The sequence below is a fragment of the Actinomadura sp. 3N407 genome (assembly GCF_052245875.1).
In the GTDB taxonomy this organism is placed as follows: domain Bacteria; phylum Actinomycetota; class Actinomycetes; order Streptosporangiales; family Streptosporangiaceae; genus Spirillospora.
Genome location: NZ_JBQQBP010000008.1, coordinates 27,893 through 52,488, shown reverse-complemented (window position 1 = coordinate 52,488; position 24,596 = coordinate 27,893). Strand labels below are relative to the sequence as shown.

22 protein-coding genes and 1 pseudogene are annotated in these 24,596 nt (G+C 72.2%); 11 read left to right on the top strand and 12 right to left on the bottom strand.

Annotation, left to right across the window (positions count from 1 at the left end):
• The first annotated feature begins 11 nt into the window (after positions 1 to 11).
• From ACTWPP_RS21105 to ACTWPP_RS21080, 6 genes are all read left to right on the top strand, one after another.
• A complete protein-coding gene (locus ACTWPP_RS21105; RefSeq protein ID WP_443106032.1) occupies positions 12 to 497 on the top strand; it encodes a RidA family protein in 486 nt (161 codons plus the stop codon).
• Complete coding sequence (locus tag ACTWPP_RS21100; protein ID WP_443106031.1) at positions 494 to 2,098, top strand: N-acyl-D-amino-acid deacylase family protein; 1,605 nt, start codon at positions 494 to 496, stop codon at positions 2,096 to 2,098. The genes ACTWPP_RS21105 and ACTWPP_RS21100 overlap by 4 nt, the downstream gene beginning before the upstream one ends.
• A 33-nt stretch (positions 2,099 to 2,131) precedes the next feature.
• Positions 2,132 to 3,034 carry an IclR family transcriptional regulator gene (locus tag ACTWPP_RS21095; protein WP_443106030.1) on the top strand — a complete coding sequence of 301 codons (903 nt, stop codon included), beginning with the start codon at positions 2,132 to 2,134 and terminating at the stop codon, positions 3,032 to 3,034.
• Entirely contained in the window at positions 3,031 to 3,858 is an 828-nt protein-coding gene (locus tag ACTWPP_RS21090; protein ID WP_443106029.1) for an amidohydrolase family protein, read from the top strand. The genes ACTWPP_RS21095 and ACTWPP_RS21090 overlap by 4 nt, the downstream gene beginning before the upstream one ends.
• The gene (locus ACTWPP_RS21085; RefSeq protein ID WP_443106028.1) at positions 3,855 to 4,970 is read left to right on the top strand and encodes an alanine racemase; all 1,116 of its coding nucleotides are present in this window, start codon (positions 3,855 to 3,857) and stop codon (positions 4,968 to 4,970) included. Before ACTWPP_RS21090 ends, ACTWPP_RS21085 begins: the two co-directional genes overlap by 4 nt.
• A 117-nt stretch (positions 4,971 to 5,087) precedes the next feature.
• On the top strand, positions 5,088 to 6,683 hold the full coding sequence (locus tag ACTWPP_RS21080) for a sialidase family protein (protein ID WP_443106027.1): 1,596 nt from the start codon (positions 5,088 to 5,090) through the stop codon (positions 6,681 to 6,683).
• An 83-nt stretch (positions 6,684 to 6,766) separates the two neighbouring features.
• On the opposite strand, the gene ACTWPP_RS21075 is transcribed toward ACTWPP_RS21080, so the two are convergent.
• The 5 genes from ACTWPP_RS21075 to ACTWPP_RS21055 form a co-directional block, all read right to left on the bottom strand.
• Positions 6,767 to 8,206, bottom strand: a complete 1,440-nt coding sequence (locus ACTWPP_RS21075; protein ID WP_443106026.1) for a cellulose binding domain-containing protein — start codon at positions 8,204 to 8,206, stop codon at positions 6,767 to 6,769.
• Between the two features lie 66 nt (positions 8,207 to 8,272).
• A complete protein-coding gene (locus ACTWPP_RS21070; protein WP_443106025.1) occupies positions 8,273 to 9,817 on the bottom strand; it encodes a beta-N-acetylhexosaminidase in 1,545 nt (514 codons plus the stop codon).
• Positions 9,818 to 9,869: 52 nt separating this feature from the next.
• Positions 9,870 to 10,703, bottom strand: coding sequence for a carbohydrate ABC transporter permease (locus tag ACTWPP_RS21065; RefSeq protein WP_443106024.1), 834 nt, complete (start codon positions 10,701 to 10,703; stop codon positions 9,870 to 9,872).
• A complete protein-coding gene (locus ACTWPP_RS21060; protein ID WP_443106023.1) occupies positions 10,700 to 11,701 on the bottom strand; it encodes a carbohydrate ABC transporter permease in 1,002 nt (333 codons plus the stop codon). Before ACTWPP_RS21060 ends, ACTWPP_RS21065 begins: the two co-directional genes overlap by 4 nt.
• Before the next feature lie 26 nt (positions 11,702 to 11,727).
• Positions 11,728 to 12,978 carry an extracellular solute-binding protein gene (locus tag ACTWPP_RS21055; RefSeq protein WP_443106022.1) on the bottom strand — a complete coding sequence of 417 codons (1,251 nt, stop codon included), beginning with the start codon at positions 12,976 to 12,978 and terminating at the stop codon, positions 11,728 to 11,730.
• Positions 12,979 to 13,164: 186 nt separating this feature from the next.
• On the opposite strand from ACTWPP_RS21055, the gene ACTWPP_RS21050 reads away from it, so the two are divergent.
• Positions 13,165 to 13,992 carry a GntR family transcriptional regulator gene (locus tag ACTWPP_RS21050; RefSeq protein ID WP_443106021.1) on the top strand — a complete coding sequence of 276 codons (828 nt, stop codon included), beginning with the start codon at positions 13,165 to 13,167 and terminating at the stop codon, positions 13,990 to 13,992.
• 69 nt (positions 13,993 to 14,061) lie between these two features.
• Here the strand turns inward: ACTWPP_RS21050 and ACTWPP_RS21045 are convergent, their stop codons facing one another.
• Both ACTWPP_RS21045 and ACTWPP_RS21040 read right to left on the bottom strand, forming a co-directional pair.
• Entirely contained in the window at positions 14,062 to 16,620 is a 2,559-nt protein-coding gene (locus ACTWPP_RS21045) for an FtsX-like permease family protein (protein ID WP_443106020.1), read from the bottom strand.
• Positions 16,620 to 17,411, bottom strand: coding sequence for an ABC transporter ATP-binding protein (locus ACTWPP_RS21040; protein WP_443106019.1), 792 nt, complete (start codon positions 17,409 to 17,411; stop codon positions 16,620 to 16,622). Before ACTWPP_RS21040 ends, ACTWPP_RS21045 begins: the two co-directional genes overlap by 1 nt.
• A gap of 250 nt (positions 17,412 to 17,661) precedes the next feature.
• On the opposite strand from ACTWPP_RS21040, the gene ACTWPP_RS21035 reads away from it, so the two are divergent.
• The 3 genes from ACTWPP_RS21035 to ACTWPP_RS21025 are packed head-to-tail and all read left to right on the top strand — an operon-like array spanning position 17,662 to position 20,533.
• Entirely contained in the window at positions 17,662 to 18,771 is a 1,110-nt protein-coding gene (locus ACTWPP_RS21035) for a hypothetical protein (protein ID WP_443106018.1), read from the top strand.
• The gene (locus tag ACTWPP_RS21030; RefSeq protein WP_443106017.1) at positions 18,768 to 19,928 is read left to right on the top strand and encodes a sensor histidine kinase; all 1,161 of its coding nucleotides are present in this window, start codon (positions 18,768 to 18,770) and stop codon (positions 19,926 to 19,928) included. Before ACTWPP_RS21035 ends, ACTWPP_RS21030 begins: the two co-directional genes overlap by 4 nt.
• Positions 19,928 to 20,533, top strand: a complete 606-nt coding sequence (locus ACTWPP_RS21025; protein WP_443106016.1) for a response regulator transcription factor — start codon at positions 19,928 to 19,930, stop codon at positions 20,531 to 20,533. Before ACTWPP_RS21030 ends, ACTWPP_RS21025 begins: the two co-directional genes overlap by 1 nt.
• A 50-nt stretch (positions 20,534 to 20,583) precedes the next feature.
• On the opposite strand, the gene ACTWPP_RS21020 is transcribed toward ACTWPP_RS21025, so the two are convergent.
• Entirely contained in the window at positions 20,584 to 21,723 is a 1,140-nt protein-coding gene (locus tag ACTWPP_RS21020) for an NAD(P)/FAD-dependent oxidoreductase (RefSeq protein WP_443106015.1), read from the bottom strand.
• Between the two features lie 148 nt (positions 21,724 to 21,871).
• Here ACTWPP_RS21020 and ACTWPP_RS21015 point away from each other — a divergent pair, with 148 nt between their 5' ends.
• Positions 21,872 to 22,237: a helix-turn-helix domain-containing protein gene (locus ACTWPP_RS21015; protein ID WP_443106014.1), complete on the top strand. Its 366-nt coding sequence runs from the start codon at positions 21,872 to 21,874 to the stop codon at positions 22,235 to 22,237.
• Between the two features lie 9 nt (positions 22,238 to 22,246).
• On the opposite strand, the gene ACTWPP_RS21010 is transcribed toward ACTWPP_RS21015, so the two are convergent.
• The 4 genes and pseudogenes from ACTWPP_RS21010 to ACTWPP_RS20995 form a co-directional block, all read right to left on the bottom strand.
• The gene (locus ACTWPP_RS21010; RefSeq protein ID WP_443106013.1) at positions 22,247 to 22,849 is read right to left on the bottom strand and encodes a ClpP family protease; all 603 of its coding nucleotides are present in this window, start codon (positions 22,847 to 22,849) and stop codon (positions 22,247 to 22,249) included.
• The gene (locus ACTWPP_RS21005; protein WP_443106012.1) at positions 22,846 to 23,475 is read right to left on the bottom strand and encodes a ClpP family protease; all 630 of its coding nucleotides are present in this window, start codon (positions 23,473 to 23,475) and stop codon (positions 22,846 to 22,848) included. The genes ACTWPP_RS21010 and ACTWPP_RS21005 overlap by 4 nt, the downstream gene beginning before the upstream one ends.
• A gap of 106 nt (positions 23,476 to 23,581) precedes the next feature.
• Entirely contained in the window at positions 23,582 to 24,223 is a 642-nt protein-coding gene (locus ACTWPP_RS21000; protein ID WP_443106335.1) for a class I SAM-dependent methyltransferase, read from the bottom strand.
• A 62-nt stretch (positions 24,224 to 24,285) separates the two neighbouring features.
• Positions 24,286 to 24,570 (bottom strand): annotated as a pseudogene (locus tag ACTWPP_RS20995) (DsbA family protein); the annotation flags it as partial.
• Between the last annotated feature and the right edge of the window lie 26 nt (positions 24,571 to 24,596).

Here is a 24,596-nt window from a genome sequence, read left to right as displayed (position 1 = left end):
AGGGAGACACCTTGCACGACGCCGACCAGCGACTCGCCGCCGCCCCCGCGGAACCCGGGCCCGCGGGGGAGCGCCCGTCCGTCGCCGCCGCGCGCCGTTCCGGCGGCGCCCTGATCGCCTCCGGCCAGGTCGCCGCCCGCGGCGGCGAGCTCCTCGCCGAGGGCCGCGTCGGGGTGGACGTCTCGCTCGACGTGGCCCGCTCCTGCGCGCGGCAGTGCGCCCGCAACGTCCTCACCGCCGTCCGGGACGAGCTGTCCGGCGACGGCGGGCTCGGCGCCGTCGAGCACGTCGAGGCGGTGTCGGTGTGGGTGGCGTCCGCGCCGGGGTTCACCGACCAGCATCTGGTCGCCGACGCCGCGACGGCCCTGTTCACCGAGGTGTTCGGCGACGACGCCGGGCGCCACGCGCGGGTCGCGCTGGGCGTCGCCGCCCTGCCGACCGGCAGCCCGGTCGAGGTGCAGGCCACCTTCCGGCTGCGCCCCGAGGCGGCGCCGTGACCGATCTGCTCATCACCGGCGGGACGCTCGCCGACGGCACCGGGGCGGCGCCGCGCCGCGCCGACGTCGCCGTCGAGGGCGGGCGGGTCACGGAGGTCGGCGACCTGGCCGGGCGGCCCGCGGCGCGGACGATGGACGCGTCCGGCCATGTCGTGGCGCCGGGGTTCGTGGACGTCCACACCCATTCCGACCTGACGCTCCTTTCGGGCCCCGAAGCGCACAGCGCCGTCCGGCAGGGGATCACGACCGTCGTGGTCGGCAACTGCGGCCTCGGCGTGACGCCCGTCCCGGCCGATCCCCGGAACCACCTTGAAGCCCTCCGCGCCGCCGCCGGGTACCTGGACCTGGACCCGGCCGTCCGCTGGGACTGGACGGACCTGCCCGGCTACCTCGCCGCGCTCGACGCCGCGCGTCCCGCGGTGAACGTGGCCGCGCTCGTCGCGCACACGCCGCTGCGCGCGGCGGCCGTCGGGTTCGGCGACCGGCCGGCCGACGCCGCGGCGCTCGACCGGATGCGGGGGCTGCTCGGCGACGCGCTCGCGGCGGGCGCCGCCGGCGTCTCCACGGGCCTGGTCTACGCGCCGGTCTGCTACGCCCGCGAGGACGAACTGGAGGCGCTCGGCAGCACCGCCGCCGCGTACGGGCGGCTGTTCGCCTGGCACGTCCGCGACTACGCCGACGGGCTGCTCGACTCCGTCCGGCAGGCGCTGCGGGTCGCGGCGGCGACCGGCTGCCGCACCCAGATCTCGCACCTGGTCGCGGTCGGGCGGCGCAACCACGGCTCGGTCGCGCGGGCGCTGGAGCTGATCGACGCCGCGCGGGCCGCCGGGCTCGACGTCGCCTTCGACGTCTACCCGTACCTGGCCGGGAACGCGCCGCTGTCGCAGCTCCTGCCCGCGTGGGCGCAGGAGGGCGGTGAGGGGCCGATGCGGGCCCGGCTCACCGAGGGCGCCGTCCGCGCCCGCGTCCGGGACGAGTGGCGCGACCTGCCGAACTCGTGGGACGAGATCGCCGTCGCCGGACGGGCCGTCACCGACCTCGCCGCCGATTCCGGAACCGACCCGCCGGACATCGCGCTCGACCTCGTCGCCGAGCACGGCAACGGCGTCCAGATGGTGGCGGGCGGGCGCAGCGAACGCGACCTGGCCGACGCGCTCACGCATCCCGCCGCAGTGATCGGCTCGGACGGCCAGGCCCTCGACCCCGGCGGGCCCACCGGGCAGGGCATGCCGCATCCCCGCTCCTACGGCTGCTACCCGCGGCTGTTCGCCGAGTACGTCCGGTCCGTTCCGGGGGGTGCGCGAGGCAAAGGGACCGTGCCGGGCCGGCTGGGGCTCGCCGAGGCCGTCCGCAAGTGCACGTCCGCCGCCGCCGAGCGGGCCGGGCTCGCGGGACGCGGAGTGCTCCGCGCGGGGGCGGCCGCGGACATCGTGGTTTTCGACCCCGCGCGCATCATCGATCGGGCTACGTTCGCAGCACCCCAGCGGTATCCGGACGGGATCCGCGCGGTCATCGTCGGCGGCCGGGCCGTGGTCGAGGAGGGCGTGCACCTCGGCGCGCACGGCGGCGCCCGGCACGGCGAGATCCTGCGCATCCCCTGAATCGCGCATCCCCCGAACAGAGACGAGGCACCCATGGAGAGAGCCAGAGGGACAGGAGCCGCCGCCGCGCGGCCCGCGGCCCGTCGCGGCAACGTGGACGACGACCGCCCGGCGGCGGCCAACTACCACGCCAACGCGCTGGCCCGGGGCCTGGCGCTGCTGGAACGTCTCGCCGCGCAGGGCGGCACGCTCACCCTGAACGACTTCTCGACCGGTACCGGCCTGCCGAAGAGCACGCTCGTGCGGCTCCTCGGCGTGCTGGAGGAGATGGGCTATGTGGTCCGCGCCGACGAGCGGCCCGCCTACCGGCTCGGCCACAAGACCCTGACGCTGTCCACCGCCTATCTGACCGGGCTGGACCTGTCGCAGGTGGCGGGCGGGCACCTCGCGAAGGTCGCGGGCGCCACCGGCCAGACCGCCAACCTCGGTGTGCTGGACGGGCGGGAGGTGCTGCACGTGTGCGTCCGCGAACCCGACCGGCCGATCCGCTTCCACACCACGCCCGGCACCCGCGACGCCGCGTACTGCACCGGGCTCGGCAAGATGCTGCTCGCCCGGCTCGACCCGCCGGAGCTCGCCGTGCATGTGCCGCCCGAACCGTTCCCCGCCCGCACCGAGCACACCTTCACGACGGCCCGTGCCCTGACCGCAGAGCTGCGGGCCACGGCCGAACGCGGCCACGCCCTGGACGACAACGAGGGCAGCGTCGGCCTGCGCTGCGTCGCCGTGCCCGTGGAGGTGGACGGCGGCTGCGTCGCCGCCGTCAGCGTGTCCGGGCCGTCCGCCGAGTTCGACGACGACCGCCGAGACCGCTATCTGGACCGGCTGCGCGCCGCCGCCGCGGACCTCGCGGCCGACGCCGACGTCGTCGCCGCCCTGGAGTTCCTGCACTCGTCCCTGCGCTCCGGCGCGCCCCGCACCCGGGAGGATGGTTGATCGACTTCCACACCCACTGCCAGCGGCCCGAACACTGGGGCCACGAGTGGGACGACCACTGGAAGCCCGTCTACGGGCGGGGAGCCCACGAGTTCACCCCGGCCGACTACGACCGCGCCATGGCGGACGTGACCGCCGCGTGCGTGTTCGGCATCCGCGCCACCGCGGCCGGGATCCTCACCCCGAACGAGTACACCGAGGAGTTCTGCGCGGAGACCGCCACCGAGACGATCGGGTTCATGGCGCTCGATCCCACCGATCCCGACGTGCTCGACCAGCTCGCGGACGGCGTCGTGCGCGGCCTGCGCGGCATCAAGTTGTACCCGGTGCTGGCGCTGTTCGACCCGCGCGACACCGCCTACGACCCGTTCTACCGGGCCGCGGCGGACGCGGGGCTGGCCGTCCTGTGGCACATGGGCGCCACCCCCAGCCCGGCCGGTGACCTGTCGGTCAGCAACCCCCTGGTCGTGGACGACGTCGCGCGCCGCCATCCCGGCCTCGTCCAGATCATCGCGCACCTCGGGCATCCGTGGCAGCGCGAGACGATCGTGACCCTGCGCAAGAACCGCCGTGTGCACTCCGACGTTTCGGCGTGCTGGGCCCGTCCGATGGACGGCTACCTCGCGCTGGCCCGCGCCCAGGAGTGGGACGTGGTCGACAAGCTCGTCTTCGGCTCCGACTTCCCGCTCTGGACGCCCGCCGAGGCCGTCGCCGGGCTGCGCGAGATGGCCGGGCGGCGCCCGGCCGGCTTCCCCGAGATCAGGAAGGAGACCGTCGAGTGGCTGCTGGACGGAGACCCGCGGCCATCGATGGGGCTCTCATGACCGCGGACCTCCCGCTGTCCCTGGACGCGCTGCCGACGCCCGCGCTGCTCGTCGACCGGGCCCGCATGGAGGCGAACCTGGCCGCCATGGCCGGCTCGATCGGCGCCGCCGGGGTCGCGCTGCGCCCCCACTTCAAGACCTCCAAGTGCCTCGCGGTCGCGCGCCGGCAGCTCGCCCACGGCGCGACCGGGTTCACCTGCGCCACGCCCGCGGAGGTCGCGCTGTTCCAGGACGCGGGCATCGGGGACGTGCTGTGGGCGCACCAGCCGGTCGGCCCCGCCAAGGTCGCGTTCGCCGTCCAGGCCGCGGCCCGCGGCGGACTGACCGTCGCGCTCGACTCGCCGGAGGCGGCGGAACCGCTGGCGGAGGCGGCCGCCGGCGCCGGCGTCACCGTCCCCTTCGTTCTGGAGGTCGACACGGGCCTGCACCGTGCGGGCGTCGATCCCGACCGGGCCGTCGGCGCCGCCGCCGCGCTCACCGCGCTGCCCGCTCTGGAGATGCGAGGCGTCCTCACTCACGAGGGGCACCTCGCCGCGCACGGCCCCGACCGCGCCGGGCTGGAGGCGGCGGGAGAGCTCGCCGGACGGACGCTGGTGCAGATCGCCAAGGCCCTGCGCGCCGAGGGGCACGAGTGCCCGCTGGTGTCGGTCGGCTCGACGCCCGGCGCCACCTCCGCGCCGTTCGCCGAAGGGGTCACCGAAGCCCGTCCAGGCACCTACGTCTACTTCGACGCCAACCAGGTCGGCCTGGGCAGCGCCCGGATCGAGCAATGCGCGCAGACCGTCCTGACCCGCGTCACCAGTGCTCAGCGTCCCGGCACCGTCATCGTCGACGCGGGCATCAAGGCGATGAGCTCCGACTCCGTCGCGGCCGCCGGAACCCTGGGGATCGTCTGCGACGCGGCGGGCGCCCCACTGGACGGACTGGCCTTCACAGGCGGCAACGAGGAGCACGGTTACCTCACAGGCCCCGGCACTTCGGGCCTGCGTGTGGGCGACCTGCTGCGGATCGTCCCCAACCACGCCTGCGGCACGACCAACATGTGGAGCGCCCTGCATCTCGTGGACGGCGGCCAGGCCGTGGAACGCCATTCGATCGAGGCGCGCCATTAGGCGCCATTCGCGCATCATCGGCGAGGTCCGCCCAATTCGGCATGCCGTGATGCGGCCCTTCTCGCCCGAAATTCGAGCATTGACATGGAATGGTATTCCGTGTTGGATCCGGAAACTATGCGACTCCACCGAACGATCTCCATCGCCCTGAGCGCGCTGCTCACGCTGGGGTTCTTGAGCGCCGTGGCGCACGCGAGCCCGTCCACCCCATCGGCTCCGGACCGGCCCGACGTGATCGTCGCCCAGGCGGCCCAGGGCAAGAAGCTGCATTTCCCGAACATGGAACGGCTGAACGACGGGTCCCTCGCCGCGGTGGCGCGCGAGGGCGCCGGCCACACGGGCCAGGACGGCCGGCTGCTCATGCTGACCGGCGATGACGGGGGCCGGACGTGGTCGTCGCCCGAGGTCGTCCACGACTCCCCCTACGACGACCGCGACCCGATGATCACCCAGCTCGGATCCGGCCGGCTCCTGCTGAGCTGGTTCCAGATCGACTACTCGGTCTCGCCTCCGGAGCCGATGGGCGTGTTCGTCCGGCACAGCGACGACGGCGGCGCCACCTGGTCCGAGCCGGTCACGGTGCGGACCTCGATGAGCGGCGAGTCCGACATCGTCGACACCTACGAGCTGGGCTGGGCGGCCGCCCACGGTCAGATCAAGGAACTGCCCTCCGGTGAGCTGATCATTCCGCTCTACGGCACCGTCCCCGACGACCGCCGGCAGCGCGCCACCGTCGTGCGCAGCCTGGACGGCGGCGAGTCCTGGAACGCGGACGCCGAGTCGCTGATCGCGTCCGCGCAGAACACCCACTACCAGGAGCCCGTGCTCACCGTCCTGCCCGACGGGACGATCCACGCCCTGCTGCGCATCGGCACGGCGGCCTCCACGATGGGCGCGGCCCGCTCCCAGGAATCCTGGTCACGCGACGGCGGCCGCACCTGGACGCCCCCGGCCGAGATCGACCTGGTGACCTCCTCGGCCCACACCGAGGTCCTGGAGAACGGTGACGTCTTCCTCGCCTACGGCGACCTCTCCGGCCGCTTCACCAGCCGCCGCGCCACCGTCGGGGCCGTCCTGCGGAACCCCGGCCGGCCGTGGAACGCGGCGCCGCGCGAGCTGGTGTACGACTCGGGAACCGGTGACCAGGCCAACCCCGCCGTCGCCGAGGTCCGTCCCGGCCGGGTCCTCGTGCTCGGCTTCGACTCGACCCGGGGACGGCTGGTCGGCGACTTCGTCGACGTGGCCGGCATCCGGGCCGAGCCCGCCGACCCGAGCCGCATGGACCTGGCCGCGCTGCACGCCGCGGGCCGCCTCGCCATCGACACCGACCTCGTGTACACGGCTCCCGGCCGTCCGAACGTGGGACGCACGGGCCCGATCGACGGCGTGGTCGGCTACTACGACGCCGCCTGGAAGCCCGGGGAGGCGCCCGCCCGCTACACCGTCACCTTCGATCGGCCGACCCGCGCGATGGAGGTCGGCGTCGCCCTCAAGCCCGGCCACGCCGAAGCGGCGACGGTCAAGGTGCGCACCGCGGCCGGCGCGTGGCGGGACGTCGGCGACCTCGACCACCGCGTCCGCTGGGGCGACGACCTCACGTGGTTCCGGGTGGGCCCCGGCACCCCGATCGACGGGATCCAGGTCGAGATCACCCGGTCCGGCGGCTGGGCCGTGCTGGCCGAACTGGGCGTCCGCGCCCCCGCCGGAGGCTGACCCCGAACCCTCGATCCCGCGCTGACACCTGGGGTGGGTGGGGCCGTTCCGGCCTCACGCACCCCTTGAGCGGGAGGCCGGGTTCACTGCCCGCCGGGCACCGTGTCCTCGAAGCCGGTGCCGGCCGCGCGGTAGGCGTTGACCTTGGCCGTCACCTGCGCGGGCGTGAGTACCTGATCCTTCACGTGGAGGACGTAGTCGATCTTCTCGTCGTAGGAACGGGGGGTCGTCGACGGCTGACCGTTGAGGTCGATGAGCCACTGGTTGAAGTTGATCGACATCGGACGCTCGGGGAGGTAGCGGGCGTCGTGCGTGCCGAACAGCTGCCCGTCGACGTGGTACGTGATGCTGCCGCCGTCGATGGTGAGGACGAGATCGTGCCAGCCGGCGTAGCTCGTGCGCGTCTGCGAGTGCTGGTTGACGGCCTCCCAGGGGTCCGGACGGTAGGTCTCCCACGAGGTGGCATAGAGGATGTTGGAGGGCTCGCCCCAGCCACCGTTCGGGAGGTACTCGAAGTCGTATTCGGAGTAGTCGTCGGCCATGGGTGCCGTGAGGTCGTTGATGGTGAAGAAGGTCTGGACGATGTGGTCGCCGTCAGGACCCGAGGTCGGCGCGTCGGAGAACTTCACCCGGGAGGCGTAGGTGCCGTTCTTGAACTTCATCGCCTTGGTGAGGATCTCGGTGTGCACGGTGGTTCCGCCGGTGCCCGCCGTGGAGGTCTCCAGATTCATGATCGAGTTGGTCCCCTCCATGGCGAAGGTGACGTTCTCCGGAGCCCAGGTGGCGCCCGGCACACCCGGTCCGCCGGAGTTGCCGCGGACGCTCCAGCCGTGGGCGCCGATCGCCGGGTCGGTGTGCGAGGTGTAGTCGAAGTCGTCGAAGAGCGCGGGGCCGCCGGTGGGCGGGTCGGTGGGCGGGTCGGTCGGGGGGTCCGTCGGCGGGTTGCCGGCCGGGGCGGTGCCCCAGACCGTGGCGGTGCCGACGTGCGCGGTGACCTTGTCCCAGGCGCCGTAGGCGGTTCTGGATCCGTCGAAGGAGTAGTCGTCGGACTGGGTGAGGCTCTGCCAGTCGGCGCGGTAGAACCGCAACTGCATGTCACCGGTGTCCGTGCCCGGGGCGAGGGAGCCGGCCCCGGAGGTGAAGGCGACCTCCAGGTAGCGGTCGGCGGTTTCGGTGGGGTTGGCCAGGCTGCCGAAGGTGCCGGTGATGTTGCTGCACCCCTTCCTGGCCCATGAGCAGGCGAACCGGTACTGGATGCCGGCGGCGTCGGCCTTGAAGTAGTAGCGGATCTTGACCTGGCTGAGGGAGAGCGGGGTGGACGCGGTGTTGACCACCTTGAACCACGGCTCCGACTGGTGGGCGGTGGCTCCGCCGGCGCTGGTGCGGTACTGGACCTGCACCGCCTCGGCGGCCGCGCTGGCGGGAAGCGCGGTGAGCGCGGCGGTGCCGAGGCCGCCGGCGGTCAGGGTCAGTGCGATGGCCGTGCATATTCGGGTGGCCGTGCCAGGACGCGGGATGGACATTGTCCGATTCCTCTCGGTGGGGGTGGGTTTCGAATGGGGGTGATGAGAGGTGCTGGCGGTGGCTGGTCAGGATCCGATCTTCTGAGCGGGAACCTCCTTCCGCGGGGGGCGGCGGGTGACGCCCAGCGCGTCCAGCCGGGCCTGGTGGACGCGCATGCGAGCCTGGAAGCCCGGCCAGGTACGCCTGCTGGTCCAGGTCGCCTCGGCCATGGCGGCGAGCCGGGGATAGGCCATGTACTCGATGTGACCGGCGGTCGGGGCGTACTCGGTCCAGAGCTGCGCCTGTGCGCCCAGTACGCGGGCGGCGGCTTCCGGTTCCCAGTGATCGGGGGCCGGCTCGGTGTGGTAGACGGTCTTGAGATCGACGACGAGTCCCGGCTGGCCGGCGGGCTCGTGCGGGCTGCTGGACTGGGGATAGTCGAGGTAGGTCGAGATGTGGGGCGCCATGACGATCCGCTGGCCCCGGCGGGCGGCGGCCAGGCCGTGCTCGTCGTCGCGCCAGGTGGCGGCCGTGAACGCCGGCGGCAGATCCAGCCCGTTCTCGGTCCAGCCGAGGGGAGTCCGGCCGCGGGCGACGATGTGGTCGGCCATCGTTCCCATGAACCATCCGTGCAGCGCCCCCGGCCCGGGCAGACCGAGCGAGGCCGCGCGCCGCAATGCCCGTGAACTCGTCTCCCATTCGGTGGTGGGGCACTCCTCGCCGCCGATGTGCAGATGGCGGGACGGGAAGACGTCCATGACCTCGTCCAGGACCGTGCGGCAGAAATCCAGAACCTCGTCGTGGACGCCGAGGATCGTGTCGCACACGCCCCACCGGGTCCAGGTCTCCAGCCGCCGGCCCGGATCGTTGCCCAGCTCCGGGTAGGCGGCGAGCGCCGCTCGGACATGGCCGGGCATCTCGATCTCCGGAACCACGTCCACACCGCGGGCCTGTGCGTAGGCGACGAGGTCGGCCAGTTCCGCGCGGGTGTAGCAGCCGCCGTGCGGGATCCCGTCCCCGGTGGTCTCCTTGCGCCGGCCGCCGACCTCGGTCAGCTTCGGATAGGCGGCCACCGGCATGCGCCAGCCCTGGTCGTCGGTCAGGTGAAGGTGAAAGACATTGAGCTTGTGGAAGGCCAGCAGGTCGACGAAACGCTTGAGGAAGGAGACGGGCTGGTAATGGCGGGCGACGTCGAGCATCGCGCCTCGCCAGGCGAAACGGGGACTGTCGGTGATCTGCGCACAGGGCAGTTCCCACGCGCCGGATCCGGCCGGCGCGCGAGAGAGTGCATGGGGCGGCAGCAGCTGGCGAAGGGTCTGGACGCCGCGTTGCAGGCCGGCCGGCCGGTGGGCGCGCAGCACGATGGTGTCGGCCCCGATGCTCAGGTCGTAGCCCTCGCCACCGAGCGCGGGCAGCTCATCGTCCAGGCTCAGCACGATGTTCCCGTCGGCCGCCGCCGCCAACGGCCGGCCGAGGGCGGGGGTGAGCATTTCACGGAGGAGGTCGGCGGCAGGCCGTGTGCCAGGGAGCACCCGGACGGCGGTTTCTGGGCCGAGTGAGAAGGAGCCGGGTCTGGCGTCCACCTGGCCGGGGAGAGGTACGAGGTTGAAATGGGTGCTCGATGTGGGCATGCGGCAGCCTTCGGTCGTACGGTCGTGTGATGTGAGCTGAGAAAGCGGGGGGCTATCCCTTGACTGCGCCGCTGGTCATTCCGGCGGCCACCCGGCCCTGCAGGATCAGGAAGAGGATGAGGACCGGCAGGGCGAAGAGCGTGGAGGCGGCCATGGTGGCGCCCCAGTCCGTGCCGAAGATGTTGGAGAACGAGGACAGCCAGACCGGAAGTGTGCGGTCGTCCTGGTTCTTGATGATGAGCATGTTGGCGAAGGCGAACTCGTTCCACGCGGTGATGAAGCCGAACAACGATGTCGCCAGGAGGCCGGGCGCGAGCAGCGGGAGCGTCACCTTGCGGAAGGCCATGGTCCGTGTGCAGCCGTCGACCTGTGCCGCCTCTTCCAGGTCTACCGGGATCGCGGTGAGGAAAGAGCGCAGCGTCACGATGGTGAACGGCAGCGTGAGCATGAAGTAGATCAGGGTGAGCGTCGCCAGGCGGTCCAGCATGTTCGTGTCGCGGGCGATGATGTACATGGGGATCAGCAGCGCCTCCCACGGTGCGACCTGGGCGATGAAGATCATCAGGATGAAGCCCCGCCGTCCCTTCCATCTCAGCCGCGCCACGGAGAACGCCGAGCCGAGCGCCACCACCAGCGTCAGCAGGACGCAGCCGATGGTCACGATCAGGCTGTTGCGCCAGAAGAACCAGAAGCCGTCCGCGTTCACCGCGGTGCTGAAGTGGTCGAAGGTCACCGATGTCGGCAGGAAGCGCGGGGTGGCGGCCTGGATGTCCTCGGTCGGTTTGAACGCGGTGAGGACCATCCAGTACACGGGGAAGATCGACAGGACGAACACGATCAGTGCGGCGACGTTCAGCGGGATTCGCCTGAGCCGGGCGGCCTTCATTGCGCGGCCTCCTGCTTGAACATCTGGCGGAAGTAGAGGATCAGGACGGCGATGAGGATGATCACTGTGATGGTCGCGACGGCCGCGCCCAGGTCGTAGCGGTGCAGGGACTGCGCCACCTGGTAGGCGTAGACGGGCAGTGTGGTGGTCGCGCCGTTCGGCCCGCCCTTGCTGACGGCCCAGATCTGCGCGAAGCAGCGGAAGACCCAGATGATCTCCAGGCACAGGACCAGCCCGAAGATCGGCTTGAGGATCGGCAGGGTGACGAACCGGAAGAGCCGCCAGCCGCCGGCCCCGTCCATACGGGCCGACTCGTACAGTTCGCCCGGCACCGTCAGCATCGCCGAGCTCAGGGTGATCGCCGCGAAGGGCACCGACTGCCAGACGATGAGGACGACGAGGATGGCGAAGGTGGCCGGGCCGTTGGCGAACCACGAGTACCCCTGGAAGGACTCGAACCCGATCCGGACCAAGATCCAGTTGACCACCCCGAGCCGGGAGGAGAACAGCCACTGGAAGACGGTGGTCGTGGCGATGACCGGGCTGGCCCAGGCCAGCACGAGCCCGCTCATGACCAGGATCCGCAGCTTCCTGCCGAGCCGCTGCATCATCAGCGCCACCAGCGTGGCCAGCCCCATGATCAGCACCACGTTGATCAGCGTCCACCAGAACGTCCGCCGGACGACCTGCCAGAATTCGGGCTTGGCCAGGACCTCCCGGTAGTTGCCGAGGCCGGTGAACCCCGCGCCGCCGCGGATCAGTTCGCGCATTCCGAAATCCTGGAAGGAGATCACCAGGTTGCGGATCAGCGGATAGACGAGCAGGAGCACGAAGCCCACGACGGCGGGGCAGATCAGCAGGTAGGGCCAGAGAGAGGCCGGCCGGAAGCGCCGCCGGCGGAGCGTCCGGCCCGAGCGGGGCGCGCCTGAGCGGTGCGGGGACGGTTCCCGTCCGGGGACCGGGGCTCGCGCCGGCCGGGTATCGGTGGGTGGGGACACGGCCCGCTCCTTTCCGGTGGCGCCCGTCAGGAGTTCAGCGTCCCGGTGATGCTCGACGAAGCCCTCCGCGCGGCCTCGGCGGGATCGGCCCCGGTCAGGACGGAGGTCATGTACTGCTTGATCGGGTCGCCGGCCTCGACGGCGGCCCAGTTGGGGGTGTTGGGGGTGGCCCGGCCCTGTGCCGCGCCGGCGGCCATGGCGGCCGTTCCCTCGTCGTCCTCGACCACCGAGGCCAGCGAGGTCCGGTTCGGCACGTAGCTCATGGTCCTGGCCAGCTCGGTCTGCCACTTCGTGCCGGTCAGCGCCTTGACCACTTGATAGGCGCCGTCGGGGTCGGCGGACGCCGCGGGGACGATCAGATCCGAGCCGCCGATGAAGACCGACCCGGGCTTGCCGGCGGTCTTCCCGGGAACGGGGAAGAACCCGATCTTCCCCTTGAGGCCGGGGTCGGCCTCTTCGATCAGCTTCGCGCCACCGGGCACGGAGATCATCTGGGCGACGTCGCCCTCGGCGAAGACGTTCGCCTGGGGCGGCTCGGCCTCGTCGGAGTCCTTCGGCCCCTTGCCGAGGGACTGCAGCCGCTTGTAGAAGTCCATGCCCTTCAGCGCCGCGGGGGTGTCGAGCGTCCCCTTCCAGTTCCCGCCCTCCTTGACGGCCAGGTCGCCGCCCTCGTCCCAGATGAACCCGGCCAGGGTGTACCAGCTCTGCCCGGGCAGGTAGATGCCCTGCGTTTTGCCCGAGTCGAGCCGTTCGGTCATCTCCAGCCACTCGCCGCGCGTCTTCGGCGGCGCCTTGATCCCCGCCTCCGCGAAGAGCGCCTTGTTGTAGATCACGACGCGATTGGCGGCGTACCAGGGGATGCCGTACTGCCTGCCGTCGATCTTCCCCGGCTCGGCGAGCCCGGGCAGCCAGTCCGTCCCGTCCAGATCCTTGATCTTGTCCGTGAGGTCGACGACGCCGCCGCTGGCCGAGTACTGCGCGACCTGGGTGTTGCCGACCTCGATGACATCGGGGGCGTCCTTGCTGGCCAGCGCGGCCGTGACCCTCTCGCCGATGCCCTCCCACTCCTGGATCTGGATGTCCAGGGTCAGGTTCTCGTGCGTGAGCTCGAAGTCCTTCTCGAAGCGATCCAGCAGCTGTTGGGAGACACTGTCCTTCATGAGCCAGACGGTGAGTTCCTGAGGACCGTCCGTGGTCGTGTCGTCGGAGGCGGAACAGGCGGCCAGGGTGATGGAGACCATCAGACAGGCGGCACCAGCGATGAGACGTGTCTTCATGGGGGTTCTCCACAGGGGAGGTAACTGACCAGTGGTCAGGTGCCAGTGGTATGGAGTACGGTGACATGGGTGGAGCGAGGTGTCAACGCCTGTGCAGGTAGCTCTTTGGAAGCCAGGACATGAGCTGGTAAAGCGACACCTCATTGCTTTACCAGTTGTAAGGATGAAGGGACGAGGATGCCCAGCGTGAACCGCACTGCCGGCGGAATGCCCAAACGTGATCGAGTCCGAGAACACCTCCTCGGGCTCATCGAAGCCGGCAAGCCCGGGGACCCGATCCCCTCCGAACGCCTCCTCAGTGATCAGCTGGCCGTCTCACGCCCCACGCTCAGGGCCGTCGTCGACGAGCTCATCGCCCTCGGTCACCTCGTCCGGCGGCACGGCCGCGGCACCTTCATCGCCGCCGACAAGATCACCCAGCAGCTGGTCTCCTCCGGCGCCACCATGGGCGTTCCCAGGGCATCGGGCTTCTGGACCAGCCGCATACTGACCTTGAACACCGTCCAGGCCGGCGCCCGCATCGGCCGGAAGCTCAACATCTCCCCCGCCACGGACCTGCGCTACATTTCACGCCTTCGCCTGGTCGACGGCGTCCCCATGGCCATCGAGCACCTGCACATTCCGGCCCGGCTCGTTCCCCGGCTCACCACGGAGGAACTCGAAGCGGGAGAACTCTACGACCATTTGCGCGACCATCACGACGTCCACGTACGCGAGGCCGTCCAGTCCATCGAACCGACCGTCGTCAGCGAGTCGGAGGCCGGTGAACTCCTGGTCCCCGTCCTGTCCCCGGCATTGCTCATCGAACGCCTCACCTACGACAGGGACGGCCAGGCCGTCGAGTACGTGCGCAGCATCTACCGCGGCGACCGCTACCGCATCGTCTCCCGTCTCGCCCTGGCGGACACCGCCTCGGAAACCACAGCGAATCTCGGGCACCAGCCCGGCATCCCTCCGGGCGATTTCAGCGATCGCGGGATCGTCGCCACGACCACCACAGGCGACGTCCAGTAACCGACACCGGCCGGTCGTTCGCGGCGTCCGCCGTGCGTGTTCCTGGACGCCCCTTCGTTCTAACAGAGCTCACGCGGGGTCCGCGGCCACGGTGACGGGGCGCGGACGCAACGCGAACCAGCTGGACAGCACGGTCACGGCGAGGGTCAGAGCACCCGCGGACCCGATCACGGTGAGGTAGATCCACAGCGGTCCGGTAGGGGTCGGCGAGCCGTCCAGGGCGATGCCGAACGGCACCAGCGTCAGGCCCGCGACGAGGGTGCCCAGCAGGACGCCGACGACCGCGATGACGAGCCCTTCGACGCCCATCATCCGCAGCAGCCGGCCGCGGTCGGCTCCGATGAGGCGTTGCAGCGCGAACTCGCGCCGCCGCTCCGCCGCCGCGATGACCAACGTGTTGACCAGCGTGATCACCGTGTAGCCGACGATCACCGCGACGAACATGTAGTTCACCCAGGCCCCGGTCCGCTCCTGCTCGGCCTGTGCCGCGGCGGCCTCGTCCCGGTCGGCGACCCGCACGCCGGGCCTGTCCGCGAGCCGGTCGGTGAGCGTCGCGGCCAGCCGGTCGGGACCCACGCCGGGCGCGGCCCGCACGAGGACCCGCGCGGGCCCCGCGGCGGTGGTGTGCTGAGCCAGCAGCGCGGCCGGCAGGAGGACGGTCTTGGGCCCGGCCCGCATGGTGACCAGCGCGACGACCTTGAGGTCGACCTTCGCGCCGTCGCCCAGCCGTAGCGTCACGGTGTCGCCCACCCCGAGGCCCCCGCCGATCCGGCGGGCGTGCTCGACGTCCAGGGCGACCGTGTCGCCGCGCAGGGCGGTGAGCGTGCCGGCGGTGACGGAGACCGCGGTGGTGGCCGCGGCACCCGCCGGGCTGACCCCGCGCAGCGGCAGCCCGTCCTCGCTCTGCGCCCCGAAACGCGGCGCCTCGACGTACCCGATGCTGGTGACCAGGGCCGATGCCGCCGCGACCGCCGGGTCCTCGCGGATGTCCTCGACCAGGCCGGAGGCGGGCCCGCCGGTGGACGAGGTGACGACGGCGTCCGCCCGGAGGGTCTCGCCGAAGACGCGCTCCGCGTCGGCGGACTGCGCGGTCTGCAGGTAGATCATGCCGGTGGCGAGTCCGGTGGCGAGCATGACGGGTGTGATGGCGGCCGCCGTCCGGATCCGCCGTGCCCGGACGTTGAGCAGCGCGAGGTGGCCGGCGTTCCCCGTGACGGCGCGCAGCACCGGACGCAGCGGCGCGATCAGGATCGGGGCGATCCGCGGTGAGAGCAGGGCGAGCCCGGCCGCCCACAGCATCGCGGCCGGCCCGGCGGTGCCGGCCGCGGCCGGCCCGGGGATCACGATCGCGGTGACCAGCGCCAGCGCCGTGGCGCCGGCCAGGCAGACCAGTGCGCAACCTGTACGGACCCAGCCGAGCCGCCGGTCCGGCAGGGACGCCTCGGTGAGGGTCTCGGCCGGACGTGCCGTCGCCGCCCCGCGGGCCGCGATGAACGCCGCGACCACGGCGGTGAGCAGCCCGACGCCCGCGCCGGCGGCCGCCGGGATCCAGCCCTGCCGGAAGACGATCTCGTCGGGCACCACCTCCTGCGCGGTGAGGCGGCCGAAGAGGAGCCGTCCGGAAGACGCACCGGTCAGCCGGGCGAGCGCGGCGGCGAGGACGGCCAGCACGACCGCCTCGCCGAGGACCAGCCGGCGAAGCTGCGCCGGGGTCGCGCCGACGATCCGCAGCAGCGCCATCTCCCGCCGGCGTTGCTGGAGGGACAGTCCCAGCGTGCTCGCCACGACGAAGACCACCACCATGATCGCGAGCCCGCCGAACACCGCGGCCAGCACGATGAGGGTCTCTCCGGCGGGACGGACGTCGGGGAACTCGGCCTGCCCCCGGTCGAGACCCGTGGAAACGGTGACGCCGTGTCCTGCGAGCGCTTCGGCGATCCGTCCGCGGAGCTCGTCGGCGCCGGTTCCCTGGGCGGGGAACACCCCGAGGGCGTCGATCCGCTGTGGCGCGATGCGCTGCACGTCCGGATCGGAGAAGAACACGCCCGGCGGCAGGGCGGAGCGGCCCCGGGCGAGGCCGACGACACGGAAACGCCCGACCGCGCCGCTCACCATCAGGTCGATCGTGTCGCCCGGCTTGGCATCCGCGGACGCGGCCAGTCGCGTGTCGAGGACGGCCTCGCCCTCAGCTCCGGGTGCACGCCCCGCGCTGAGGGTGTAGGGCGCGAGCGGTGCCGATGACCAGGCGTGCCCTGCCGGTCGTTCGTCCAGGGGCAGCGGCGCGCCACCGCCCGGTGGCAACACGGCGACGGGGAAGGACACGTCCGGCACCACCTCGGCGACACCGGGGACGGCCTGTGCCGCAGTGACCAGACCGGGGTCGAGGTGGACCCGCTCCGGGAGCGTCACCCGCTCGGCGTCCCCGGACTTCGGCACCCGGTACGACTGCTCGCCGGCCACCACGACGGGTGCCGCGGCCAGCCGTTCCGGCCGCACCTCGGTCCGGATGCCGCTCTCCATCAGCCCGCCGCACGCGGTGACGATCACGACTCCGAGGAACAGGGCGGCGAACGAGGCGGCGAAGCCGCCCTTCCGGAAACGCAGCGTGCGCAGGGCCAGCCGGAACATCAGGACACCTCCGCCTGACGGTGCTCGCCCGGATCGGTGTCCCAGGCGCCCAGATGCGTCATCCGCCCGGCGATCGCGTCGGCGGACGGCCGGTGCAGCTCGTCCACGATCCGGCCGTCGGCCAGGAAGACCACCCGGTCGGCGTGCGCGGCGGCCACCGGATCATGGGTGACGATCACGATGGTCTGACCCGCGTCGCGGACCGCCTCGCGGAGAAGGACGAGGACCTCCCGGGCGGTGCGGGTGTCGAGCGCGCCGGTCGGCTCGTCGCCGAAGACCACCGCGGGACGGGTGATCAGGGCGCGCGCGATCGCGACGCGCTGCTGCTGCCCCCCGGACAGCTCGGCGGGACGGCGGCGTCCCAGCGAGCCGATCCCGACCCGCTCCAGCGCCTCGTGGACGGCGGCGCGGCGCGGCCTGCCGCCGGCGAGCCGGATGGGCAGCGCCACGTTCTCGGCGACACTCAGCGCGGGCAGCAGGTTGAACGCCTGGAACACGAACCCGATGCGCTCGCGCCGCAGCCTGGTGAGGGCCCGCTCGCCCATGCCGGTCAGCTCGTGGCCGTCCAGGACGACCGAGCCCGACGTCGGCCGTTCCAGTCCCGCCGCGCAGTGCAGGAACGTGGTCTTGCCCGAGCCCGACGGACCCATGATCGCGGTGAAGTCGCCCGGCCGGAACGTGATGCCGACCCCGTTGAGCGCCGCGACGCCGGTCCGCTTCGAGCCGAACACCTTGCGCACCGCCCGCAACTGGACGACACCGTCCGTGCCGGTACCTGTCGTTTCCCTCATGCCGGTTCCCCGTGGATCGCTCTGGTGTCCGTGCGCACCGGTCTCCGGCGGCGCCCGTCCTGACGGATCGAGCCTCGCCGAGCGGACGGCCCGCACGGCAGATGCCGATGTCGTCAGTCGGCAGTGATGAACGTCATGGGTGAAATGCGGACATCCGCATCTGCCGACGCGCGCCGCGCCGGGACGACACTGGTCAACGGTGGTCGCGATGGCGGAGGCCGGGTGGCCGTGGGACGCCGAAGGAGGTCACGTGCCCGATGCCGGTGCCTCGCTGGCCATGCCCCGCGGCCGGCGCATATCCTGGCCCAGCCTTGATCCACGGGTGGAGGGCCACCTGACACCGCAACCGCCGCAGCAGCCGCGACCGCTGCAACCGAGGGCCGAACGGTACCTCCCGCTCACGACGAACTTCGTTCCGCTCGCGGCGATGGGCGCGGTCGCCTACAGCGTCCTGATCCCCCTGGTGGAGCTGTGGCGCTTCGCCCTCACGTCCGTGGACGCCCCCGCGCTGGGCGCGGTGCTGGCCACGGCCGCCTACCTGCCGCTGCACGTCCGGCACGTCTACCACGCGGCGCAGGGGACCCGTCCCCGCGGAGCCGGCTGGACGGTCGCGGCGATGGCCGCGGTGATCGTCGGGGTCACCCCCCACCTCGGGGCCCTCTGGCTCGGGCAGTTCCACGCGCTCGCCGTCTCGGTGCTCATCGTGGTGCGCCGCCCCTGGTCATTCGCCATCTTCGGGACGATCGTGGCCGCGCAGGCACCGCTCGCGATCGTGCTCGGCCGTCCCGACATGGCGCCCTTCTTCACGATCGCCGGGGCCCTCAAGGGGCTGCCGGTGTTCCTGCTGATCTGGCTCGTCGGCGCGGTGCGGCGGCTGCACACGGCGCGCGGCGCGCTGGCCGACAAGGCGGTCGCGCGCGAACGGCTGCGGATCGACGAGGAACTGCGGCACACGGTCGGCACGGCACTGGAGTCGATCGCCGCGCGGGGACGGCGGGCGGGTGCGCTGGCCCCGCGGGACAGGCGGGCGGCCGAGGCCGAACTGCGGGCACTGGCCCGCGATTCGCGGCGGACCCTGGCCGACACCCGGCGGCTGATCCGCGGTTACCAGCACACCTCGCTGGACGCCGCGCTGGACACCGCGGCGACGCTGCTGTCCGCGGCGGGGATCGAGAGCCGCGTCGTGCTGCCGGACGGCGACGTTCCGGACCTCCTCGACGAGGACCTCCACTCGGCGCTGCGCACCGACGTCGCGCGCCTCCTGCACGACGACACCGTCCGGCGCTGCGTCATCGTGGTCACCCGCCACGACGGCCGCCTGCGGCTGGAGGTCACCGCCGAGCCGGGGGGCGCGCCGTGAGGGCCTCGCCGCCCGGCTGGCTGGAAGGCCCCGCCTGGTCACCGCGCCGCGCCCGCTGGTTCCTCGTCGCCGCCCACCTGCCGTTCATCCTGGCGTCCCCGATCTACACGATCACCGGCGTGGAGGATCCCGCGGCAGGCCACCCCGCCGTCCCCCTTCTCGCGGGCCTCGCCGTCGGAGCGCTCCAGCTGCGGCACAGCTTCGCCGCGGTCCGGGGCGAACGCCCGCGCGGCTGGCGGTGGACCTTCGCGGCGCTGATCGCCCTGGTCTACCTGCCGATGCCGTGGTACGCCGGGAACTGGATCGACATGCAGTTGTTCGTCGTCGTCTCGGCCATGATGCTCCTGCGCGGCGCTCTCGCGGTCGTCGTCGCCGCCCTTCCCGCGGTGGGGACCTTGGCGATACTGGCCACGGCCCCGTCCGGGCCGTACGCCGGCGTGGGCGTCGCCGAGAAGGCGGCCTGGGGCACCTTCTGGCTGTCCGCCGGTTTCACGATCGGGGTGGCGGCCACCTACGGATCGGTCTGGCTGGTGCGGATCATCGACGAACTCCAGGCCACCCGCACCGAACTGGCCGAGGTCGCCATCGGACGGGAGCGGCTCCGGCTCTCCCGCGATCTGCACGACCTGCTGGGCCAGAGCCTCTCAGCGGTGTCCCTCCAAGGCGACCTGGCGCTGCGGCTGCTGGCCAGGGACCCGGCCGCGGCCCAGGCGCAGATCGAGAACCTGACCCTCGTGGCCCGCGACGCACTGGCCGGTATGCGCGCCGTGACCAGGGACGAGCACGCGGTGTCGCTGGACGAGGAGACCAAGGGGGTGACCGCGCTGCTCACCGCCGCCTCCATCGAGGCCCGGGTCGACGTGCGGCTGCCCGGCCTCGACCCGGCCGTGCAGGACGTCCTCGCCTGGGCGGTGCGCGAGGGCGTGACCAACGTGCTGCGCCACAGCGACGCCCGCGTGTGCTCGATCACCGCGCGGCGCCACGGCGGCACCGTACGGTTGGAGATCGTCAACGACGGGACGCGGGGCCCGGCGGGCGAGGGCAGCGGACTGGCCGGACTGGCCGAACGCGCCCGCGCGCTGTCCGGTTCGGTGTCGGCCGACGGCTCCAGGGGCCGGTTCCGGTTGCTCGTCGAGGTCCCCGAGGAGACGATCTGATGATCAGGGTGCTGATCGCCGAGGACGTGCACATGATCCGCGGTGCGCTGGTCGCGCTCATCTCGCTGGAGGACGACATGGAGGTCGTCGCCGAACTGGAGCGCGGCGACCGGATCGTCGCCACCGCCCTGGAGGTCCGGCCCGACGTGGCCGTCCTGGACATCGACCTGCCCGGCCTGGACGGGCTCGCCGCCGCCGGCGAGCTGTACGAGCAACTCCCCGAGTGCCGCGCGCTCGTCCTCACCGGGCTCAGCCAGCCGGGCAACCTGCTGCGCGCGCTCAAGGTCCACGTCCGCGGCTTCATCATCAAGGACGCCCCCGCCGACACCCTCGCCGACGGCATCCGCCGCGTGGCCGCCGGTGAACGCGTCATCGACCCCGACCTCGTCGCGGCCGCCTTGGAGACCGGCAGCAGCCCGCTCACCCCGCGCGAGACCGACGTCCTCCGCGCCGCCGAGAGCGGACTGTCCACGGAGGAGATCGCCACCACTCTCTCCCTGTCCCGCGCGACGGTCCGCAACTACCTCTCCAACGCCATCGCGAAGGTCAACGCCCGAAACCGCATCGACGCCATCCGCATCTCCCGCAACGCCGGCTGGCTCTGACGCGCCCCGTCACGTCACCCACGCCATCACCGCGACCTTCGCGGCACGGCTCACGGACGATGCGGATTCACGCGGTCCGGGCGGTAGAGATCGAGCGCCGGCGACGGGCGGCCGTGAATCTCCTCGGCGACCAGCACGGCGAGATGCGGACCGAGCGTGATGCCGCTGTGGGTGACGACCGTGTACAGACCGGGCCGCTGGGAGCCGGTGAGCGGGTACCCGTCGACGGGCAGAGGACGGACGCACCGCCGCACTTCGGCGACGTCCGCCGTCAGACCGGGGACGAGCGCACGCGCACGGGCGAGGAGCTCGGCGCCGACCGCCCGTATCAGCGCCGGGGCGGCCGACTCGTCGACACCGGCGTCCAGGTCCTCGGCCTCCAGGACGAGACCCCCGTCCTCCGCCGGCCGGGCGGACAGGCCGGGGGCATGGACGAGACCGTTGAGGACGCCCCGCGCCGCGGATGTGGTGGCGATGAGGCACGGGGCGGCCGAGCCGGGCTCGGACGGGTCGACCAGCGGAAGGGCGACCCCGGCGGTGGCCAGGAGCGCGGGACTGCGCCGGCCCGCCGCGCAGATCGTGAGGTCGGCGTCCAGGTCCCGGCCGTCGTCGAGCCGCACGCCGGTCACGCGGTCGCCCTCGGTGTTGAGGCGGACCGCGCGGTGACCGGTCACGATGCCGGCGCCCGATTCACGTGCGCGCCGGGCCAGAGCCCGCGCGGCGGAGCCTCCGTGCACGTAGCCCTCGTCAGGATAGTGCGCGATGAGCGCGCCCCGCGGAGCCCGGATGTGCGGCTCGACTTCGCGTAACCGGTCGGAATCGATCAGCTCGGCGGCGTAGCCGAGGCCGGTGAGGCGAGCGACCCGGTCGGCCAGCCGGGTCTTCGCGTCGTCGGTGGCCGCCCACGCCGTGTTGCCCGCCGGCCGGTACCAGGCCGGGTCGCCGAACTCGGCGGTCAGGTCCCGCCAGGTGGACATCGCCGCCGTCCGCAACCGGTGATAGACCGGGTCCGCGGGGTCGTTGGCGTTGAGCCAGGCGTAGCTGGCGCCGGACGTCCCGGCGCCGGGCCCCTGCTCCTCGACCACCGTGACCTCGTCCTGCGAACGCGAACGGCCACCGGGTGCCGGACGGGTGAGCCGGTCCGCCAGCGCGCTCCCGATGATCCCGGCGCCCACGACCAGTATCCGCATGCCCTCAGAATGACACCCGCTCCCGGACGTAGCCAGGCGGCCGAACGGCGCCGTGCGCGGCGCGGGACCCGCTCCCTTCCGGCCGCCTCCATTCTGCGGTGGGCGGAACGCGTAGGACCGGACGGCGCTGCCGACTTACGATGTGCGCATGGCCGAGATCACCCGACCGCTCATTCCCGCCGACGAGACGCCGCACGAGCCGACCGGGACGCGCCGGCCGACGGAGCCGCTGTGGCGCGACGCGCTCGGCCACTGCCTGAGGCGCCTGCGCCTCGAGCGCGGCGAGATACTGGTCGAGACCGCTCGCCGCGCCGGGGTCTCGCCGCAGTACCTCTCCGAGATGGAACGCGGTGTCAAGGAGCCTTCCAGCGAGATGATCGCCGCAGTCGCCGGCGCCCTGGACGTGACGCTCGGCGACCTGACGCTCGCGGTGGCGACGACCCTCCTGTCCGCGCCGGCCGGAACCCGTCCGGCGGGCCCGACTTGCCAGACCGCTTACGCGCTGGCCGCATAGTCGGTCCCCCTACACGGGGATCAGTTCCCGTTCCTCGATCACGTGATCGATGAGGCCGTAGTCCAGCGCCGTCTTCGCGGTGAACACGCGGTCGCGGTCCGTGTCGGCACGCAGCGTCGCGGTGTCCTGCCCGGTGTGCCGGGAGAGGATGCGCTCGATGTCCGCGCGCACGCGGACGACCTCGTCCGCTTGGAGAATGAGGTCCGGAATCGCTCCGCGGCTCTGCCCCATCGGCTGGTGCAGGACGACGCGGGTGTGGGGCAGCGCTGCGCGTTTGCCGGGGGTGCCCGCGGCGAGGAGCACGGCGCCGACGGCGACCGCTTGGCCCACGCACGTCGTCGCCACCTGCGGACGGATGTAACGCAGCGTGTCGTACACGGCGAGCATCGCGCTCGGGTCTCCGCCTTCGCAGTTGATGTACAGCTGGATATCGCGTTCGGGGCTGTCGGCTTCCAGATAGAGCAACTGCGCGACGAGAGCGTTCGCGACCCCCGCGTCGATGGCGGTGCCCAGATAGATGATCCGCTCCGTCAGCAGGTGCGAATAGACGTCCATGATCCGTTCACCGCGAGGGTGTTGCGCGATGACGTTCGGGATCGTGTAGCTGCTCATCGGACGGTCCCTTCGGAGGGGACACCGAGCCCGATGGGCCGGTGCCTGGTGGTCGCCACTTCGTCGAAAGTGCTGACGATCGCGTCGATGAACCCGTATTCGAGCGCCTCCTGCGCCGTGTACCAGCGGTCGTGCAGCGAGTCCTCGAAGACCCGGTCGAGGGGTTGGCCGGTGTCTTCGGCGATGAGCCCGAGCACGGTGTCCCGGGTGTGGCGCAGATCGTTGGCCTGCAGCTCGATGTCGACGGCGGCGCCGGCGATCCCGGCGGAGCCCTGGTGCATCAGCACGCGGGCGTGCGGCATGGCGCGGCGCTTGCCGCGGGTTCCGGACGACAGCAGGAACTGGCCGGCGCTGTAGGCGATGCCGAGCACCACCGTGGACACGTCGCACGGGACGAGCCGCATGACATCGCGGATCGCGAGCATCGACGGCACCGACCCGCCGGGGGAATGGATCCACAGCGCGATGTCGGCCGACGAGTCCTCTCTCGCGAGGGTGATCAGCTGTGTCGCCAGCAGCGTGCCATTGTCGTCGTCGAGCACGCCGTCGAGCACGAGAACGCGTTGCTGGTAGAGCTCGCGCCGCACTCGTTCGTTGAACAACGGGTTCTTCTGTTCCTCGCTCATGCCTTCACTCTGCGCCCGCGCGTGCACTGCCCACGGCCCGATCCGCCCACGGCGGATCCGCCCTGAGCAGCGGAACGGCGCCCCGGCGATCACCGCCGGAGGGTCCTCAGCCGGGGCGGTGGGCGATGATCCGCCGGATCGGCATCGGCGCTTCGGCATGCGGCAGGCTCAGCGCCCGCAGGTAGCCGCGGGCCCGTCGGCGCCGCGATGGCGGCAGGCCCGGCAGGTACAGCGACGAGGCAAGACGATCGGCGTCGTCGCGGCTCCCCAGCCGGTACCCGTACCGGCGGTGCTCGTCGCCGTCCAGCCGCAGCCCCGCCCCGGCGAGCATCGCGGGGAGCCGCCGCAGGGCACGGTCGCCGGGATAGCCCAGTCCCGTGCCCAGTGCCGCCAGCAGACCGCCGGCCACGGCCAAGTCCGCCCAGCGCAGCGGCCGCCGGTCCGGGACGGTCGCCACCAGCACCCCGCCAGGAACCAGCACCCGCCCGATCTCGGCGAGCACCTCGGCGAGCGGGGTGAGGACCATCAGGCTCATCGAGCACACGACGACGTCCACGCTGCCCGGCGCCAGCGGAAGCGCGGACGCGGTGGCCCGCACCAGCGGGTGCGCCCCGGCGCGGCGCGCCTCGGCCAACTCGGCGGTGGAGACGTCCATCCCGATGTAGGGGCGGTCACCGAGGGCCGGCCACAGCGGGGCATTGCCGCAGGCCAGATCCAGGACTCGCCCGGTGGGCGGGACGGCGGCCAGGAGCCAGTCGTCGGCGGCTGCCGTGCGTACAGCGCGTCGTGGAAGTCCCAGAATCCGCCCTGGCGGGCGGCGACGGCGGCGCGCACCGATTCCTTGCCGAACGCGGGGAAGTCGCGCCAGTAGAGGCGCACCACACCGGTGTCGACGTACTTGCGGACCAGCGCGGGCTTGATGTCCCGGGCGAAGTGCCCGCACCGTCGCTCGCGGCGACGCCGGATACATGCTGATGACCGCTCAGAAGGCAGAACGGCCGTGACGCCGGTCACCGCCGAGCCGGCGTCGGACGACTCCTGCGGTTGTTCCTGAGCGGTCGCGCGCCTACCGCCGGGTTGACCGATCACGCTCATGTAATACCATCGCGATATGGCGATTG